General features: G+C 69.3%; 15 protein-coding genes. 2 read left to right on the top strand and 13 right to left on the bottom strand.

Annotated elements, in window-relative coordinates; all coding sequences use genetic code 11:
• Positions 1 to 39: 39 nt before the first annotated feature.
• From DZA62_RS33730 to DZA62_RS33685, 10 genes are all read right to left on the bottom strand, one after another.
• Entirely contained in the window at positions 40 to 1,581 is a 1,542-nt protein-coding gene (locus DZA62_RS33730) for a class I adenylate-forming enzyme family protein (RefSeq protein WP_116953368.1), read from the bottom strand.
• A gap of 30 nt (positions 1,582 to 1,611) precedes the next feature.
• The gene (locus tag DZA62_RS33725) at positions 1,612 to 2,376 is read right to left on the bottom strand and encodes an SDR family NAD(P)-dependent oxidoreductase (protein WP_116953367.1); all 765 of its coding nucleotides are present in this window, start codon (positions 2,374 to 2,376) and stop codon (positions 1,612 to 1,614) included.
• The gene (locus tag DZA62_RS33720; RefSeq protein ID WP_116953366.1) at positions 2,369 to 3,130 is read right to left on the bottom strand and encodes an ABC transporter ATP-binding protein; all 762 of its coding nucleotides are present in this window, start codon (positions 3,128 to 3,130) and stop codon (positions 2,369 to 2,371) included. The genes DZA62_RS33725 and DZA62_RS33720 overlap by 8 nt, the downstream gene beginning before the upstream one ends.
• Positions 3,117 to 4,964 (bottom strand): ABC transporter permease subunit, encoded by a 1,848-nt coding sequence (locus DZA62_RS33715; protein WP_116953365.1) that lies wholly within the window; start codon positions 4,962 to 4,964, stop codon positions 3,117 to 3,119. The genes DZA62_RS33720 and DZA62_RS33715 overlap by 14 nt, the downstream gene beginning before the upstream one ends.
• The gene (locus DZA62_RS33710; protein WP_116953364.1) at positions 4,961 to 5,839 is read right to left on the bottom strand and encodes a branched-chain amino acid ABC transporter permease; all 879 of its coding nucleotides are present in this window, start codon (positions 5,837 to 5,839) and stop codon (positions 4,961 to 4,963) included. Before DZA62_RS33710 ends, DZA62_RS33715 begins: the two co-directional genes overlap by 4 nt.
• Positions 5,840 to 5,881: 42 nt before the next feature.
• Complete coding sequence (locus DZA62_RS33705) at positions 5,882 to 7,075, bottom strand: ABC transporter substrate-binding protein (protein ID WP_116953363.1); 1,194 nt, start codon at positions 7,073 to 7,075, stop codon at positions 5,882 to 5,884.
• A gap of 127 nt (positions 7,076 to 7,202) precedes the next feature.
• Complete coding sequence (locus DZA62_RS36130) at positions 7,203 to 7,349, bottom strand: hypothetical protein (protein WP_157988085.1); 147 nt, start codon at positions 7,347 to 7,349, stop codon at positions 7,203 to 7,205.
• Positions 7,350 to 7,580: 231 nt separating this feature from the next.
• Complete coding sequence (locus DZA62_RS33695) at positions 7,581 to 8,789, bottom strand: ABC transporter substrate-binding protein (protein WP_116953361.1); 1,209 nt, start codon at positions 8,787 to 8,789, stop codon at positions 7,581 to 7,583.
• A gap of 201 nt (positions 8,790 to 8,990) precedes the next feature.
• Positions 8,991 to 9,659 (bottom strand): TetR/AcrR family transcriptional regulator, encoded by a 669-nt coding sequence (locus DZA62_RS33690; RefSeq protein ID WP_116953360.1) that lies wholly within the window; start codon positions 9,657 to 9,659, stop codon positions 8,991 to 8,993.
• Between the two features lie 85 nt (positions 9,660 to 9,744).
• Positions 9,745 to 10,998: a cytochrome P450 gene (locus tag DZA62_RS33685; RefSeq protein WP_198664490.1), complete on the bottom strand. Its 1,254-nt coding sequence runs from the start codon at positions 10,996 to 10,998 to the stop codon at positions 9,745 to 9,747.
• 112 nt (positions 10,999 to 11,110) lie between these two features.
• On the opposite strand from DZA62_RS33685, the gene DZA62_RS33680 reads away from it, so the two are divergent.
• Positions 11,111 to 11,764, top strand: coding sequence for a PaaI family thioesterase (locus DZA62_RS33680; RefSeq protein WP_198664489.1), 654 nt, complete (start codon positions 11,111 to 11,113; stop codon positions 11,762 to 11,764).
• Positions 11,761 to 12,717 carry an aldo/keto reductase gene (locus DZA62_RS33675; RefSeq protein WP_157988084.1) on the top strand — a complete coding sequence of 319 codons (957 nt, stop codon included), beginning with the start codon at positions 11,761 to 11,763 and terminating at the stop codon, positions 12,715 to 12,717. The genes DZA62_RS33680 and DZA62_RS33675 overlap by 4 nt, the downstream gene beginning before the upstream one ends.
• 15 nt (positions 12,718 to 12,732) lie before the next feature.
• Here the strand turns inward: DZA62_RS33675 and DZA62_RS33670 are convergent, their stop codons facing one another.
• From DZA62_RS33670 to DZA62_RS33660, 3 genes are read right to left on the bottom strand one after another with little or no spacing between them, the layout of a single operon-like run.
• Complete coding sequence (locus tag DZA62_RS33670) at positions 12,733 to 13,119, bottom strand: metal-sulfur cluster assembly factor (protein WP_116953357.1); 387 nt, start codon at positions 13,117 to 13,119, stop codon at positions 12,733 to 12,735.
• Positions 13,116 to 14,261, bottom strand: coding sequence for an amidohydrolase family protein (locus DZA62_RS33665; protein ID WP_157988083.1), 1,146 nt, complete (start codon positions 14,259 to 14,261; stop codon positions 13,116 to 13,118). Before DZA62_RS33665 ends, DZA62_RS33670 begins: the two co-directional genes overlap by 4 nt.
• Positions 14,262 to 14,281: 20 nt before the next feature.
• The gene (locus DZA62_RS33660) at positions 14,282 to 15,364 is read right to left on the bottom strand and encodes a carboxymuconolactone decarboxylase family protein (protein WP_116953355.1); all 1,083 of its coding nucleotides are present in this window, start codon (positions 15,362 to 15,364) and stop codon (positions 14,282 to 14,284) included.
• Between the last annotated feature and the right edge of the window lie 108 nt (positions 15,365 to 15,472).

Genomic DNA, 15,472 nt, shown 5'->3' with positions numbered 1-15,472 from the left:
CCGCTCTGGCCAGAGCCGGCCGAAGCGGCGCGCCCCCGGTCAACTGCCCGCGACGCGGCGGTCGTGACCGGCCCAGTACGGTTCGCGCAGCTGTCGCTTGAGGATCTTCCCGGCGGCGCTCTTCGGCAGTGGCGTCGTGGTGACGACGACCTCTCCCGGCTTCTTGTAGGAGCCGAGCTCGCGGCTGATGAGGTCGACGATCTCCGCGCCGGTGACCGACGCGTCGTCGCCGACGACGCAGACCGCCGCCGGGCATTCGCCCCATCGTTCGCTCGGGACGGAGAAGACGGCAACCTCGCGCACCTCGGGGTGGCTGAGAATGACGTTCTCGAGCTCCGCCGGGTAGATGTTGAAGCCACCGGAGACGATCATGTCGTTCTTGCGGTCCATGATGTAGAGGTAGCCGTTGGCGTCCATGCGCCCCATGTCGCCGGTGAGCACCCAGCCGTCGACGATCCGCTCCGACGTCGAGTCCGGGTCGTCCCAGAAGCCCTCCATCTGCCCGTCGGCCCGCGCGGCGATCTCGCCCTCCTCCCCGATCGGCAGCTCCTCGTGCGTCGCCACGTCCACGATCCGGAGGTCGCCGAAGTACTGCACCCGGCCGGCCGAGCGCAGCGGGTTGGAACCGGGCACTTCGCTGAGCCACTCCTTGACGTGCATGAACGTCACCGGGTTGATCTCCGTCTGGCCGAAGCCGGTGTAGAGCGCGTTGCCGAAGGCCTCGTACGCCAGCCGGATCGTCTCGTCGGCGATCGGTGCACCGCTGACGGTGATCGCCTTCAACGACGACAGATCGCAGTTCTTCGCGTCGGGGTGCTTCAGGAGGCTGCCCAGGATCGTGGGGATGCCGAGCATGTGGGTGATCCGCTCCCGCTCGACCAGCCGTAGCACCTGATCGGGGACCAGCTTGCGCAGTAGGTAGTTGCGCCCGCCGGCCATCCAGGTCGGCGTGAAGAAGTACCCGGAGCCGTGCGAGATCGGGCTCTGGTGCAGGAACGTGTCTCCAGGTTCGATCGGCGGCCAACCGTAGAGCCAGTCGCGGGCCACCGCCATCCAACGGCGGTTGGTGAAAGCGACGCCCTTAGACAGCCCGGTGGTGCCGGCCGTGTGCCGGATGATGTGGTAGTCGTCCTCAGCGATAGCCGGGGCCGGGTCGGCAGGATCCGCCGTGGCCAGGACGTCCTCGTAGTCGTCCTCTCGCACCAGCACGAACTTGAGCACGGGACAGCCGGCCACGATCTCGTCGAGATCGCCCGCGTGGTCGCGGTCGACGATCAGCGCGGTGCACGCGGTGTGCGCGACCATGTGCACGTGCGAAGCCACGGCGTTGCGCGCATAGAGCGGCACCCGCACGAAGTTGCCGATCGTGCAGGCCAGCAGCAGGTCGGCTGCTTGGATGGTGTTGTCCTCCAACGACGCCACGCGGTCACCCGGCTGGACGCCGTTGTCGCGCAGCAGGTTCGCCATCCGGCTGCCGCGCTCCCACGCCTGCGCGAAGGTCAGCGACCGGTCCGCCTCGGACAGTGCCACCTGGTCGGGGAAGCGGTCCACCGCGCGTTTCATGATGTCTCTGACGATCATTGCCTGCCTCCTTTGGCCGAAAGTGATCGACTAGCCGGCGCCCCATCCGCCGTCCGCCACCAGCACGGCGCCCGTCACGTTCGCCGCCTCGGCGCTGAGCAGCCACGAGATGGTGCCGGCCGGCTGGTCCGGGTCGACGCTCGGTCCGCGCAAGCGCAGGACCGGGCGGAGCTTGTCGATGCCGAAGTCCCCTCGGGGCGTCGCCGAGGTGCCCAGGTTGGTGTCGACGGCGCCCGGGCAGACCACGTTGCAGCGGATCCCCTCGCCGCGGTACGCCCACGCCACGGATTTCGTCTGCCCCAGCACCGCATGCTTCGCGGCGGTATAGGCGAAACCACCCGCGGCGCCCCGCAGGGCCGCCTCGGACGCGACGTTGACGATCGCTCCGCGACCGCGGCGCAGGAACTGATCCAGCGCCAGGCGGGTCGTCCGCATCGGGCCGGTGACGTTGACCGCGAAGACCCGCTCCCAGGTGTCGTCGTCGAGCTCGTGCGCCGGGACGAACCAGTCCATGACGCCGGCGACGTTGGCCAGGCCGTCATAGCCGCCGAACGTCGCGACGGCCGCGTCGTGCGCACACCGCACGTCGGCCTCGACGCTCACGTCGCCGGTCACCGTGACGAGCGCCGCGCCGCCGGCCTCCTTCTCCAGTTCGGCCAGCTTGTCGGCGGCGACGTCGAACGCCACGACGTTGGCGCCCTCGCGCAGCAGCCTCGTCGTGAGGGCGCGCCCGATGCCGCTGGCCGCGCCCGTCACCACGACCGTCGCCCCGGTGTGCCGCAACGCCTCAGCCATCGTTCACCAGTCCCAGGTAGATGCGCCGCACCACCGGATCGGCCAGCACCTCGCGACTCGTCCCGGTCGCGAGCAGCACGCCGCGGTCCAGGGCCGCCACGCGTTCGGCGTGCCGCGTCACGAAGTCGACGTCGTGATCGACGACCACCACCGTGCGACCGTCGGCCAGCAGCAGGTCCAGCGCCTCGGAGATGCTGGGGCGCTCGCCCGACGTCGTGCCCGAGGTGGGTTCGTCCAGTAGGACGAACGGCGCCGCGGAGCACAGCACGCGAGCGATGTCGATGAGTTTCTGCGTGCCGTACGGAACCTCGGAGAGCCGGTGCCGGGCGTACTGGGCGATGCCGAGCTTCTCCAGCGTCTCACCCGCTCTGGCCCGCTCGTCCCGCTCGCGACGGCGCAGCGACGGCCACCGCAGCGCCGCGAGCAGCGTGCTGGTGGAGAACTGCGCCGACCGTGAGACCAGCAGGTAGTCCAGGACCAGGAAGTCCTCGAACTGTTCCATCGACTGGAAGGTCCGGCCGACCCCGCGGGCGGAGATCTGGTCCGGGGCCAACCCCAGGAGGCTCTCGCCGCGGAACCGGATCGCGCCACTGGTCGGGCGGTACACCCCCGAGACGCAGTTCAGCATCGCGGTCTTCCCCGCGCCGTTGGGACCGATGAGCCCGAAGCAGCGGCCCTCCTGCACCTCCAGGGAGACCGAGTCGATCGCCTTGATCCCGCCGAAGTCCAGCGAGACATCGTCAACGTGAAGCATCGATGCTCCCTTCCCGTGCGGCGGCCGCGCCGGCCGGTGATCCGTCGGGCTCGCCCAGTGGCCGCAGCGTGCCGGCCTCCATGAGCAGCACCCGGTCCGCGAGTCCGCGGGCCACGTCGACGTTCTGCTCGACGATCAGGATGGTGACGCCGGTCCGTTCGTGCAGATCGCGTAGCGCCCGGGTGACCCGGTCGATGGCGATCGGCGACAAACCGAGCGACATCTCGTCGACGAGCAGCAGCCGCGGCCGGAGGCTGGCGGCCATCGTCATGGCCAGGATCTGCCGCTCGCCGCCGCTGAGCAACCCGGCGGGCGAGTTCCACCGGCTCTCCAGCAGCTCCCATTCGTTCGGCATCGCGTCCTTGGCGGCGTCGATGTCGCCGACGTTGCGCAGCTGCTCGCCCACCGTCAGGCCTCCGAACACCTTGTCGCGCTCCGGCACGAGCGTGATGCCCAGCCGGGCGCTGCGGGCCGGCGACCGCCCGGCGATGTCGACGCCGTCGACCGCGACCCGGCCGCGCAGCGTCACTCCCTCGGATCGGTAGAAGCCGGTGACCGCACGCATCAGACTCGACTTGCCGGCGCCGTTGCGGCCCACGACGGCGAGCAGTTCGCCCCGCCGCAGGCCGAGATCGACACCATCGAGGGCACGGGCGCCGTTGCGATAGGTCAGCCGCAGATCCCGGATCTCCAGCAGCGGCGGCTCCCCCGACTCCACCTCGGCCGCCTCGGTCGACGCGGCGGAGAGCGGCGCCGGTGTGGCGGACGGGGCGGCACCGTGGATCACCCGCGCCCGCACCCACTCGGCGAGACTGGGCACCACCCCGCGCGGCAGGTAGAGCAGCACGACCAGCACGAAGACGCCGAAAAGTCCGCTGTTGAGGACGAAGACGTTGTCGCGCAGCCAGCCCAGGAAGCCGGCCTGCCCGGACGAGAGGTCGCGGGTGAGCTGGCCGAACAGCAGCGGTGCCACCGTGACCGCGGTCGCGCCGAGCAGCACGCCGGTGACGGAGCGCTGGCCGCCGACGATCACCATCACCACGAAGCCGATCGCGAAGATCAGCGTGAAGGTGTCCGCCGACACCCGCCCCGTGTAGAAGCCCAGCAGCCCGCCCGACAGCGTGATCAGCGCCGAGCTGCCGACGAAGGCGCTCAGCTTCCACCGCGGCGCGACGACCCCGATCGTCCGCGCGGCCAGTTCGTTCTCGTGGATCGCCAACCACATGCGACCGGGGTGCGCGGCGTACATGCTGTGCAGGAGCAGCCAGACCACGCCGAGCAGGACGCCGAGGAAGAGCAGCCACGGCACGCCGAGCTCCAGCTCGTAGCCGAACAGCACCGGATCGGCGACCGGCACGCCGCCGAGGAACGCCGTCGAGGTCTGCTGGTACTGATGTCCGACGAACACGACGATGAAGTGCAGCGCGAGCGTGACCAGCGCGAAGTAGATGCCCCGCAACCGTGCGGCGGGGATGCTCATCAGCAGGCCCAGCACGCCGCCGAGCGCGGTCACCAGCAGCAAGGTCACCGGGAAGCTGGCCCACTCGAACTGGCTGAGATAAGCGGCGCTGAACGCGCCGGCCGCCATCAACGCGCCGTTGCCGAGCGAGACGATACCGGCCCGGCCCATGAGCCAGTCCAGGCCGAGCGCACTGAGCGCATAGATGATCACCAGCCCAGCCACGAACTGCCAGTAGCGGTCGCCGGAGGCGAGCACCCAGACGAACGCGACGGGTACGACGATCCAGCCGAAGCGGCTGGCGAGAGCCAGGAACTGGCGCATGGCGGTGCCTTCCTGCCGGGCGACGGGCGCGGAGCCGTGCTGGGTGCTCACAGCCGCACCACGCTCGGACTGCCGAACACCCCCTGGGGCCGGGTGAACAAGATCAGCAGCAGCGCGACGTACGCCGTCACCTCGGCCCACGAGCCGCCGAGCACGAGGACGGCGGAGGTCTGCACGAATGCGAGGATCAGGCTGCCCACCACGGCGCCGCGCAGCGAGTCGAGACCGCCGATGAGCACGGCCGCGAACGCGACCAGCCCGAAGCCCTGCGAGGTGATCGGGTCGAGCGTGCTGCGCAGCGCGAAGGCCACGCCGGCGGCCGCCGTCAACGCGCAGGACAGTCCCCAGGCGAGCGCGGACACCTTGTTCACGTCGATGCGCATGAGGCCGGAGAGCAGTGAGCTGTCGGCCACCGCGCGCATGCGGGTGCCCAGCCGGGTGCCCTGCACCAGGCCGGCCACCCCGGCGATCGCGACCACCGCGAGCACGACCACGAACACGTCGAGGGCCGTGACCGGCATGCCGCCGACGGTGAACAGCGCCCGCATCTCGAAGGCCGCCGGCAGCGTGCGGATCTGCGGTCCCCAGATCAGCATCATCCCGACGGTGAGGACGGTCGACAGCCCGAGTGTCGCGATGACCAGCGGGAACAGCTCAGCCCCGACGAGGCGCCGGAAGAACAGGACGTAGACGCCGGCGCCGATGGCACCGGCCGCGGCCACCGCGGCCAGCAGCGCGAACAGCCAGGGCAGACCCGTCTGCGTCGCCGCCAGGTAGAGGTAGCCGCCCAGGGCCATGAAGGCGCCCTGCGCGAAGTTGATCACTCCGGTCGATCTGAACAGGATCACGAAACCCACGCCGATGGTCGCGTAAAGCGAGCCATCGACGATGGTCCCGACCAGCAGTGTTCCCAGGTCCCGCGTCATCGTCAGGCCTCGTCTTTCGGTCCGTGGGGCGGCGCGACGGGCTCAGCCGTCGGTGCCCGTGCCGATCGGGTAGTCGCCGACGTGCTCGAGTTGTCCGTTCCAGCGGTAGACCGGTACGGCCTCGACACCCTGGTGGTTGTCCTCGGTGAAGGTGATGTCGCCAGGGGTGATGCCGTCGGTCGGCGCCGTCACCTCGAGGATCGCCTGCCGCAGGTCTTCGCCGGTGCAGGCGTCGCAGTCCTCGAGCGCCTGAGCGATGACCGCGCCGTAGACGTAGCCCCGGGCGGCGTAGGACGTGTTCAAAGGCAGGTCGCTAGCCTCGAAGGCCGCGACCATGGCGGCCCAGTTGTCGTCGCCGCCGATGTCGTCGGACTCGGTGTTCTCGATGTATGTGTGCGTCATCAGGTAGAAGGCCGGATCGTCCGTGACCTGCGCCAGGATGTCCGGGCCGGTGTCCGGGTTCTGGATGATCGGACCGGTGAACCCCTGCACCCGCAACGTCTCCTGCAGCAGCTTCGAGTTCTTGTCGGTCATGAGGCTCACCACCACGTCCGGCCGCGACGCCACGATGTTCGACGCCTGCGCTCGGACGTCCGGGCTCGCGGTCAGCGGCACCACCTCGCCCGCCGTCAACTCCCACCCCAGCGCTTCCACCGCCTCGGTCAGTCCCTCGCCGAACCCGTGCTGGGCGGCGGAGTCGAAGTGGATGTACGCCACGCGCGGCCGCTCCGACTCCACCAGCTCCTCGATCAGCCGCACCGCGGGTGCGACCTGGAAGTTCGGGCCCGACTGCGGCTGGAAGGCCCAGTCGCTGGGCTCCGGCGGGGAGATCTGGCCCGGCGCGGTGGCGGTGCAGAACAGCGGCACTTCGGCGGCGGCGACGGTCTCGTCCAGCGCCTCGCAGATGCTGCTGACGGTGATGCCGGTGAGCGCTGCTGGCTCGTCCTGCGCCAGGAGTTGCTGGACGTTGCTCAGCGCGCGGTTCACGTCCGCGCCGTCGTCGGTGGTGACGAGCTCGACCTGCCGGCCGGCCACTCCACCTGCCGCGTTGGCGGCGTCGAAGTACGCCTCGATGCCCTTCAGGGCGCCCTGCCCGGTGATCGAGAACGGGCCGGACAGATCGCCGTTGTACGCGATCACGATGCTCTCCGCGGACCCGCCCGTCGTCTCACCGTCGCCGCCACCGCATGCCGCCAGCACGACCACACCAGCCGCCACCACAAGGGTCCTGCGCATCGATTTCCTCCTGATTCCCGAGATCACGGTGCGAGACAGGCCCTCCGCCCGAATGTTTCGTCGAGGCTACGAGCGCCCGGATCAGTCTGTCAACGCCTGTGTAGAAAATGGTGTTGACGAATCGTATTCAAGGCCGCTCGATGGGGCCTACGTTCGAGAGGAAGACCGCGCGGGCCAGGTCAAACGCCTCATCAGAGGCCAGCTGCGCCATGGTCGCAGCCATGCCGGCCGGTGCGACGGATCCGCGCCCCGAGGCAATGATCGCGTCCTTCATCTCCGGCGGGATCCGCTCGGATGTCGCCGTGCGGAGCGGCGTGCACCGCGTAGTAGCCACCCACGAGATGCCCGCGAGCGTCGACCGCCACCCCTCGGCGGAGAACCCGGCAGTCACATCCGGCGAGCCGATCTTCGAAACGCCGACCAGAGCCCATGCTCGACCCTCCCGACCGGGTGATCCGGCGCCGCGCATCCCGTCGACGCCGGTGACCCACCCGCGCCGCAGTCGTCAGTCGAGCCCGGTGCCGGTCGGGTAGTCGCCGACGTGCTCCAGCTGTCCGTTCCAGCGGTAGATCGGCACGGCCTCGACGCCCTGGTGGTTGTCCTCGGCGAAGCTGATATCGCCAGGCGTGATGCCATCGGTGGGAACGGTGGTTCCGACCAGGGTGTCGCGCAGCTCGGCGCCCGTGCAGCCTCCGCACTCCTCGAGCGCGTTGCCGAGCACCTGGGCGTTGATGTACCCGCGCACGCTGTAGGCCGTGTCGACCGGCACGCCCGTGGCGTCGAAGGCATCCGTCATCGCGGCCCAGTTGTCGTCACCGCCGATGTCGTCGCTCTCCGTGTTGTCGATGTACGTGTGCGTCATCAGGTAGAAGTTCGGGTCGTCTGTGACCTGGTCCAGGACGTCCGGGCCGGTGTCCGGGTTCTGGATGATCGGGCCAGTGAACCCCTGTACCCGAAGGGTCTCCTGCAGCAGCTTCGAGTTCTTGTCGGTCATGAGGCTCACCACCACGTCCGGCCGCGACGCCACGATGTTCGACGCCTGCGCGCGCACATCCGGCGCGGCCGTCAGCGGCACCACCTCGGCCGCGGTCAGCTCCCAGCCGCGCGACTCGACCGCCTCGGTCAGCCCGTTGCCGAACCCGTGGTGGGCGGCGGAGTCGAAGTGGATGTACGCCACCCGCGGCTGATCCGAGTCGACCAGCTCGCCGATCAACTGCACCGCGGGGCCGACCTGCTGGTTCTGCACCGACTGGGCCATGACGACCCAATCACTGGGGTCGGGGAAGATCTGACTCGGCGCCGCGGCAACCGAGACCAGAGGGATCTCGTGGTCCGCCACGACGGGATCCAGGGCCTCGGAGATGCTGCTCACGGAGACGCCGAGGAGCGCGTCGACCTGGTCCTGGTTGATGAGCTGTTGGACGTTGCTCAGCGCCCGGTTGACGTCGGCGGCGCTGTCGAGGGTGGTCAGCTCGACCTCCCGGCCGGCGATCCCCCCCGCCTCGTTGACGGCGTCGAAGTACGCCTCGATGCCCTTCAGAGCACCCTGCCCGCCGATGGAGAACGGCCCGGAGAGATCCAGGTCCACGCCGATCCTGATCGGCTCTCCCGATCCCGCCGCACCGGAGACCTCGTCCCCGCCGGACCCGCCACACGCGGTGATCCCGGCCAGTAGAACGCCGACACCCGCGGCCGCCGCGACTCTCTTGCCCATGTGCACCCTCCTTGGTGCCCGGCCGGGGCTGAGCCCCGAGCTCGCTTGGCGCCGAGGCTACGATCGGCCAGAAGAACTGTCAACACCCTTGTGGAAAGGTGTGTTGACAGAATCGCCCGCACCACCGCGGCGGCTAGGCAGGCGGCAAAAGAGCAGGCAGAAGCCGCCCCGCGACGGATCAGCGCGGCGACGAGCGGAGGGTCAGGTGCGGTCTGCCAGCACGCCACGCATGGCGATCTCGGCGAGCGCCTCGGCGACTTCCTCACCGGTGGACTGGCCCTCGGGGCGGAACCACCTGTGCGTCCAGGCGACCATGCCGATGATGCCGTAGGCGATGACCCGCGGCCGGCCGACGTCCTTGATGACGCCCTCCTTGATGCCCTCCTCGACCACGCCGGTGACGAGGTCCTGATAGCGCCGGTTGAGCTCCCACATGTCCGACGCCCAGACCGACCGGTCCTCTTCGGGACCGAAGAGGCTCATCTTCTCCTGCACGTACACGTAGAGATAGGGATAGTGCTTCTCATACGAAAGCATCAATGCCCGGATCAGCTGCTCGAGCTTCTCCCCGCTCGGGATGTCACTGGCGCAGATCTCCTCGGCGATGCGGACGTTCTCTTCGGCCGCGTGGAACACGACGGAATGAAAGAGCTCTTCCTTGCTGGAGACGTAGTAATACAGCGAGGCACGATCAGAGCCGAGCAGATTCGCCACGTCCCCCAGGCTGGCGGCGCCGTAGCCCTTCTCCTGGAAGACCGCCGCGGCGGCCTCGATGAGTTTGCGCCGGCGCTCCTCGTAGGACTCGCGGCCCCCAGAACGCGCCGCCTGACGCCGCTTCCCGATTCCACTGGACAAAGCGCAACACCTCATCTGAGCTCTGGAGTCACCCGCGCCCGTGGGCGCGCGGGAACGCCACCAGTATCGCAGGCACCGAGTGGCGAGCCTACTCCGACGCTCAGCCAGGGACGAGACAGACGTCCAGCCGGGCGAGGCTCCGCGATGTCAGCGTGGACTTGTAGCGCAGCGGGTCGGTCGCGATCCGCACCTCGGCGAACCGGCCGGCCAAATGCTTCAGTGCCTCCTGTACCTCGACGCGAGCCAACGGCGAACCGAGACAGGTGTGAATACCGTGCCCGAATCCCAGGTGTCGATTCCGCTTCCTCGTGATGTCGAAACGATCGGGCTGGTCGAAACCGCGCGGATCGCGGTTCGCCGCCCACTGGACGAGCATGACGCGGTCGTTCTCGCGGATCAGTTGACCATCCCACTCGAACGAGGTGGTCGCCCAGCGGCCCTGGGCGCCGATGGGCCCGTCGTAGCGCAGCAGTTCCTCGGTGGCCGTGCGGGCCAACCCCGGATCGGCGCGCAGCAGGCGCCACTGGTCCGGCGATCGGCCGAAGGCCACCATGCCGTTGGCGAGCAGATTCGTGGTGGTCTCGTGACCTGCGAAGATCATCACGATGCTCTGCGCCACGATCTCGTCCTGCGTGAGCGGCGTCCCGGCCGTGACGAGCCGTGAGATCAGGTCGTCGCGAGGCGACCTGCGCCGCTCGGCGATGATCTCCTCGAAGTACGCCCGGAAGCTCTCGATCGCCCGGTCACCGAGCCGCGCCCGCTCGGCCGGGTCGAGGCCGTCCTTGGCGGCGAAGATGGTGTGCCCCAGGTCCTCCGACCACTCCCCGATGAGGTGGCGGTCCTCGGCCCGAGCGCCCAGGTACTCGGCGATCACCGTCACGGGCAGGTGGAACGCGAAGCGGTCGATGAAGTCGAACGGCTCGCTATCGGGGATGGCCTCGGCGTACTCGGCGACCAGCTCGGCGACGCGCGGGCGCATCTGCTCGATCGAGCCCGGCGTGAACGCGGACTGCAGCAACGTGCGAAACCGGGTGTGGTCGGGTGGGTCCATCCAGCCGAAGAACGCGCCCATGATCCGGAAGACGGGCGAGAGTTCACCCTCGCCCCGCTGCCGGCCGGCTTTCTCGCCCCAGGGTCCGGCCATCCGATTGGAGCTCAGCCGGGTGTGATCGCGGTAGCCGGCCGCGACCTCGTCGTACCCGGTGACGATCCACCCGCCCCACCGGCGGTTGCGGTAGACGCGCCCAGCCTCACGGACCCGGGCATAGAAGACCTCGGGATGGTTGGTCGCCAGGTCGCCGTAGAGATCGTCGAGGTCGACGCTCCCGGCGTCGAGCAACTGCGTTCCCGCCATCTGAGACTCCTCCTCTGTCCACGTACCCGTTGACGAGCGTAGGCCGATGGTCGAGAATTCGTCAACGGGTACATTGACAGTGCGCCCGTGCCGGACCGAGGAGGAGCCGAACGTGACCGATCGCCGTGCCGACACCGCCATCGCCGACCCCCGGCGCTACTGGGGCCATGACACCGGCGGCATCACCCCGGGCGGATCGTCCTTCGTGGCCCTCGTGTCCGCCCTCCGCGAGCTACAGGATCTCGTCACCTGCTCCGATCCCTCGTCCGAGATCGCCGACAGCGCCCGCGCCCTGATCGAACAGGCATCGACTGTGCTCGCCCAGGCCCGGGTCGAGGTGGGCCGCCAGTACAGCGGGTTGCGCGGCGACGTCGCCGGCCGGGGTCATCCACTCTCCGTGCCGATCGACTTCACGAGCATCGACGACGACACCGCGGAAGGGACGTTCGCGTTCTCGCCGTTCTACCTCGGTGGCGGGGTGGCGGCGCATGGCGGCGCCATCGCACTGGCCTTCGACGAGGTCCTCGGGCGCCTCGCGAACGCGGGCCCGCCGAGCCGCACCGCCTACCTGCACGTCGACTATCGGCGGGTACTGCCGGTGGGGATCCCACTCCAGGTGAGTGCCCGGATCATCCGGCGCGAGAACCGCAAGCTCTTCGTCACCGGGGAGATCCGCCGCGACGGCGTGGTCGCCGCCAGCGGCGAGGGCCTCTGGGTCGTCCTTCGCGACGACGCCACCCCCGAGGAGCAGGGGCTGCTCTCGTGACCGGGCGCGAGCTGCCGCCCGTCTGCATCGGCACGTACACACTGGCGTCGGTCTGGGCGGGTGATCCCGAGCAGTCCAAGGCGGCGCTCGCCCACGCAGTGGACCAAGGCCTGGCGCTCTTCGACACCGCGCACGCCTACGGGCGCGCCGAGCGCATCCTGGGCACGCTTTTCGCCGATCGCCTGCGGCGCGACCGCGACAGTCTGGTTCTGTGCTCCAAGGGCGGGCTGGAACTGCGCGACCGGCCCGGCGCGGCCACCCCGTTCGTGCCGAACTCGCGGCCGGAATTCCTGCGCTCGTCCCTGCTCACGTCGCTCTCCCGGCTGGGCGTGGAGCAGCTGGACATGTATCTCGTGCACTGGTTCGACCCCGAGGTGCCGGTCGACGAGGTGGCGGCGGCGATGCGTGACTTCGTCGACGAGGGCCTGACCCGCGCCGTCGGCGTCTCGAACTTCACCGTCGAGCAGCTGACCCGGTTCACCGCGACGGCGCCGCTGGACGTCGTCCAGGTGCCGTACAGCCTCTTCAGCCGCGACGTGGAGCGGGAGATCCTCCCGTTTGCGCAACGCCACGACGTCACGGTGCTGGGCTACGCTGCGCTGGCCCAGGGCTACCTGTCCGGGACCTTCGGGCCGGCCCCGGCGTTTCCCAGCTCCGACTTTCGCAGCCAGTCACCCGACTTCGGCGGCGATCGCTACGCCGCCCGGGTCGCCGCGACCGCCCGGCTGTCCGACATCGCCGCTCGGCACGGCGTGCGGCTGCCCGAACTGGCCGTGGCCTGGGCCCGGTCGCACCCCGTGACGGCGATCCCCATCGTCGGCGTCCAGGCGCCCGAGCACGTCGACGCGCTGCGCCGCGCTCTGACCATCGAGCTGACCGGCGCCGACCTCGACGCGATCCGCCGGATCGTCGAACCGGTCCCGGAGATGGACTTCGCCGGCCTGGTGTCCTGACCGGTTCGAGCGACGTCACCCCGCCGGCCGGGCTAACCCCTTCAGGTCGAGGAAGGTGAGCCGGCGCGCTCGCTCGGCGGCGATCTCCGGATCGACGTGGCCCGGATCCCAGTCGAGTCCGGCGTCGGGCACGACGTCGACGCCGTCGGCGAGGCCGGCCAGCCGTTCCTCCACCTCACGGGCGATGTAGCCGACCATCAGGCAGGACGGCGACGTGAGCCGCAGGTGCACGGCCAACCGGCCGCCCGCCAGCGTCACGTCGGCGACCAGCCCCATCTCGACGATGCTCATCGGCAGCACGCTGGCGGTGCTGCAGGGGTCGATGATCTGGTCGAGCCTGTCCTCCACCGCCGCCCCCAGGCCTCCCGGTACCGACCAGCCGACGTGCGCGAGCGCGGTCATGGCGCACTCGCGGTCGCCGGCTCCTCCAGCGGGGCGAACGTGGCCGCGTGGACGTCCGGGCTCAGCCAGCTCAGCGTCGAGTACGGCGCCGGGAGCGGCTCTCCGGGCAGCCGGGCGAACTCGTCGCCGGCGATCCCCTGCCGGAGCCGGTCGAGGTCGAGGTCGTGGCGACGGGCGAAGTTGCGCGCCAGGATGTCCCGCTTGCGCTCGAGAGTGATCTGCTCGACCGGGTGGTAGAGGCCGGTGTCCTCGAGCAGGTCGTCGGGGAACTCGAAGTCGAGGAACGCCTCGATGCAACGGCGGGGGTGGAACTGGAAGGTACCTGTCCCCCACTGGATGCGGTCGTAGAGCGCGTTGCCTCCGACGTGCAGCAGGCCGAGCAGCAGCCGCGCGAAGGTGCGCGGCCGCCGCGCCACGACGATGTTCATGTTCTCGAGGTTGATGTAGACGTTCGGGAACTTCGCCAGCAGCCAGGCGGTCTCTTCGACGAACGACATGCCACCGTGCACGACCTCGAAGTCGATCTCCGGGAAGTGTGCCGCCGCGCCCTCGACGTCGGCTGGGCCGAAGGCGCCGCGGTACTCCATCGGCCCGATCGGCAGCGCCTTGTGGACGGCGATGTGGCGGATCCCGTGCTCGAGGGCGAACTCGAAGAGCGGGAAGGCGACCTTCGGGTCGTTCAGCGCCCAGGTCCGCATGCCCTGCTCCTGCCAGCTGGCCGGGTAGACCTTGATGCCCAGCGGCCTCAGCTCGGCGATCTGCTCGGCCAGGTGCGTGCGCCAGCCGTCGCGGAGCGGGTCGATCGCCGCGTAGCTGCCGATGAAGCGGCTCGGGTACTTCGTCACGGCCTCGACGGCCTTCTCCACCGATGTCTGCCCGTCCTTGAACACGAACAGCGGCTGCGGGTTGAACACACCCACGCTCGTCGTGCTCTCACGGAACAGCAGGTTGGCAGAATCCTCCGGCGTCCAGTCGCGCAGGAACAACTCGGGCGGCATGTCGTAGGCCGGGTGGCCGTGGTTGGCAGCGGTGAAGGCGGCCGCGTCACACGATGCCTTGCACGCCGTCCGGTCGGCCCAGTTCTCCTCCGTCCAGTTGAGCGCGTGCACCAGCGAGTCCAGAACGAAGACGTCCTCGTACATCGATCTCCTCACCATTCAGTTCAGCGAGTCGGAGCCTGCAGCCCGTACGTCGCCGGCAACACCCGGGAGCCGAGCACAGCGGCGACCCGGCGCAGGATCAGGCTGAAGCCGGACCACATGCCCAGCTCGACCAGCTCCGGCACGCTGAACACCGCCGCCAGCCGGTCTCGTGCGTCCGTGTTGCCGACCAGGGTCCGGAAGTCGACCGCCATCGCGGCGGCCCACTCGGTCGCGGCCGCCACACGTTCCGTCGCCTGGCCCGGCTGGTCGCCGTCGGTGATCCGTTCGTCGAGCTGGAGGATCTTGGTCTTCACCGCGTGCTTCACGCTCGGTTCGAGCGGCCCGCCGTCGGTGAGGTGCCGGTAGTACCGCAGCACCGGGTGCAGCATGTCGGGCCGGGCGAGCAGAGTGCTCAGCGCTACAGCGTCCTTGGGCTGCTCGTCGTAGATGCGCAACAGCTCGGCGCGGCACTCCGCCTCCGTCGCGCTGTCGACCTCGAGCTTCGGGCTCATGCGCTCCTGCAGCTGCTGCAGCGGGAGCCGGGTCTTCTCATTGGTGACGGGCACACCCCAGACGGTGAAATTGCGCCCGTACTCGATGGCGACCGAGATGGCCCACGTCAGTTCCACGATCTCGGCCTCGGTGAACTGCAGCGACAGCCGCTCGTAGACGTCGGCCGGAACACGCTGATAGTCCCAGAGGATGTTGTCCATGTAGATCTCGTCGGTGTAGCGGAGCGCGGCCTTCTCACGATCGGTGAAGTCACCGGCCTCGTAGTCGCCGAGCTGGTCCTCAAGCACTTTGTCGATGCCCTGCCGGCGCCCGGTCTCGAACCGCATGTTCATGCAGTACGGACAGTCGTTCGCGTTGGCGATCCTGATCCGGCACAGCTCCTTGGTGCGGTGCTGGATCAGTCCCTTGCGCCACATCGGCGAGCTCCACCGGATGTACGGCCGTAGCGTCTCCGGGACCTGCCCGACGGTCTGGATGAAGTTCGGGTCTCCGTCCTCCATGGCGATCCACTTCTTCGCCATCAGCTCGAGATCGGCGGGGAGTTCGGCCACCGGCACCAGCGGGATCCACTGCACATTGCCCATGCTCATCGCCTCCTGAGAGCCGAGTCAACACATGCGTGGAAGATTCGTCAAGAGGTGCGTTGAAAAATGGCCGCAGTGGCTTGTGGGAGGACGGTGTGGAGGTCGCCGACGACA

Origin of the sequence: Jiangella endophytica, assembly GCF_003427025.1 — a bacterium.
GTDB classification, from domain to species: domain Bacteria; phylum Actinomycetota; class Actinomycetes; order Jiangellales; family Jiangellaceae; genus Jiangella; species Jiangella endophytica.
The sequence above is the reverse complement of the archived record's forward strand: the minus strand, read 5'-3'. Positions and strand labels throughout refer to the sequence as shown.

Coding starts and splice junctions, on each gene's coding strand:
- DZA62_RS33690 (WP_116953360.1), bottom strand. CDS start 9,659: ATGAGGTGTTGCGCTTTGTCCAGTGGAATCGGGAAGCGGCGTCAGGCG.
- DZA62_RS33670 (WP_116953357.1), bottom strand. CDS start 13,119: ATGACCGCGCTCGCGCACGTCGGCTGGTCGGTACCGGGAGGCCTGGGG.
- DZA62_RS33665 (WP_157988083.1), bottom strand. CDS start 14,261: ATGTACGAGGACGTCTTCGTTCTGGACTCGCTGGTGCACGCGCTCAAC.
- DZA62_RS33685 (WP_198664490.1), bottom strand. CDS start 10,998: ATGGCGGGAACGCAGTTGCTCGACGCCGGGAGCGTCGACCTCGACGAT.
- DZA62_RS36130 (WP_157988085.1), bottom strand. CDS start 7,349: ATGAAGGACGCGATCATTGCCTCGGGGCGCGGATCCGTCGCACCGGCC.
- DZA62_RS33720 (WP_116953366.1), bottom strand. CDS start 3,130: ATGCTTCACGTTGACGATGTCTCGCTGGACTTCGGCGGGATCAAGGCG.
- DZA62_RS33660 (WP_116953355.1), bottom strand. CDS start 15,364: ATGAGCATGGGCAATGTGCAGTGGATCCCGCTGGTGCCGGTGGCCGAA.
- DZA62_RS33725 (WP_116953367.1), bottom strand. CDS start 2,376: ATGGCTGAGGCGTTGCGGCACACCGGGGCGACGGTCGTGGTGACGGGC.
- DZA62_RS33730 (WP_116953368.1), bottom strand. CDS start 1,581: ATGATCGTCAGAGACATCATGAAACGCGCGGTGGACCGCTTCCCCGAC.
- DZA62_RS33710 (WP_116953364.1), bottom strand. CDS start 5,839: ATGACGCGGGACCTGGGAACACTGCTGGTCGGGACCATCGTCGATGGC.
- DZA62_RS33695 (WP_116953361.1), bottom strand. CDS start 8,789: ATGGGCAAGAGAGTCGCGGCGGCCGCGGGTGTCGGCGTTCTACTGGCC.
- DZA62_RS33705 (WP_116953363.1), bottom strand. CDS start 7,075: ATGCGCAGGACCCTTGTGGTGGCGGCTGGTGTGGTCGTGCTGGCGGCA.